The sequence below is a fragment of the Paenibacillus humicus NBRC 102415 genome (assembly GCF_004000905.1).
Taxonomy (GTDB): Bacteria; Bacillota; Bacilli; order Paenibacillales; family Paenibacillaceae; genus Paenibacillus_O; species Paenibacillus_O humicus.
The window spans coordinates 1-1,634 of record NZ_BIMD01000105.1; the positions used below are offsets into that span (position 1 = coordinate 1).

1 pseudogene is annotated in these 1,634 nt (G+C 68.2%); it reads left to right on the forward strand.

The window, feature by feature from the left end:
* A pseudogene (locus PHU01S_RS26075) lies at positions 1 to 1,634 on the forward strand (hypothetical protein); the annotation flags it as partial.

The following is a 1,634-nucleotide window of genomic DNA, read 5'->3' on the forward strand; positions in this document are numbered from 1 at the left end:
GGGCGGCCTGCTCGGCACGCATAAGGGCGGCGAGCAGCCGTCTGTCAGCGGCAACCTGTTCACCGGCATGCAGCTGAAGGCCAACGCCGCGGCCGCCGGCAGCACGGTCGGCGGTCTGGCGGGACGGCTGGAGGCGCGCGCAAGCGATCCGGCCGCCCAGCCGCAAAGCTCGCTCGGCATCATCGCCAACAGCCGCGTCTCCGGCAGCGTGCAGGCGCTGGCGCCGGGCATGACGGTCGGCGGCCTCGTCGGCGAGAACGGAAGCCTGATCGCCAACGTCAGCGTAACGGACAAGCTGCCGGTCTCCTCCAAAGGAGCGAACGCGGTCGTCGGCGGCCTCGTCGGCCGCAACGCAGCCGCAGGCACGCTGTACTACACGTATACAAATGCCAATCTGACGATCGAGGGCCAGGGCACGATGGCCGGCGGCCTCGTCGGCGACAACGCCGGCCGGATCCTGTCGTCCTATACGGATCTCGACTTGACCTCCAAAGCGTACGGAACGGCCGTCCAGCCTGTGTTCCTCGGCGGTCTCGCGGGGCGCAGCAGCGGCGGCATCGAGCAATCGTACGCGGCTTCCCGGGTGACGGCTTCCGGCGCTTACACCCAAGCCGGCGGCCTGCTCGGCGAACTGTCGGGAGGCGCGGTGAAAAACGCCTACAGCGCCAAAAGCGTGACGGCGTCGGGCAACGGCGCCTATGCGGGCGGCTTTGCCGGCCGCATCGCCTCCGGCAAGGTTTCCTACAGCTACTCTGCAGCCGAAGTGACGGCAAGCGGAACCGCACGGGCCGGCGGCTTCGCCGGCCGGTACGACAACGCGAGCAAGGAGCTGCTCTACAAGAGCTATTACATCAAGGACGAGAAGCTCAACCTCAACAAGGACCTGCCCGACTTCGCGGACGGCCAGTACCGCTGGCTGAGCGTGCTGGGACGGCTGAGCACGATCCTGTCCTCGACGCTGGCGGACCGCAGCGAGTTCCCTGCGCTGTCGGGCTGGGACTTCGCGGCAGCCTGGAAGTACGGGTCGCTGAGCGCCCAGTACCAGTACCCGGAAGTGAACCGCGCCGCGAGCAGCGGCGGCGGCGATGACGGAACCGGGGGCAGCGTCAATACGAACGTCAACTGGTATCTTCGGGACAAAGACGCACCCAGCTTCCAAATCGGCACTGAAGCGGAGCTGGCGGGACTGGCGGCGATCGTCAACGGCACGCTCGTCGGCATCGAGCCGTTCAGCTTCGAGGGACGGACGATCGAGATCAAAGGTCCGATCCATATCCAGTCGGCCCAGTGGAGCCCGATCGGCGTCAGCGAAACGCTGGCGTTCCAGGGCGAGCTGCTCGGCGGCGGCCATCTGATCGACGGTTATGCCGTCAGCGGCACGGTGGAGAACGCAGGCTTGTTCGGCGTCATCGGCGCCAAAGGCTCTGTGAGCGGGCTCAAGCTGGAGCCGAAGTCCGTCCTCGGCTACGCGTACGCGGGCGCTCTGGCCGGACGCAGCTTCGGCCGCATCGAGGCGGTGGAGCTGAAGCTGCCGGAGCAGGCCGCCGTCATCGGCGGCGTCGCGGGCGGCATCGTCGGACGCAATGAAGGCGCCGCCGCCGGCCTGAGCGTCGAGCTGGCGGGCGGCCGCGTCG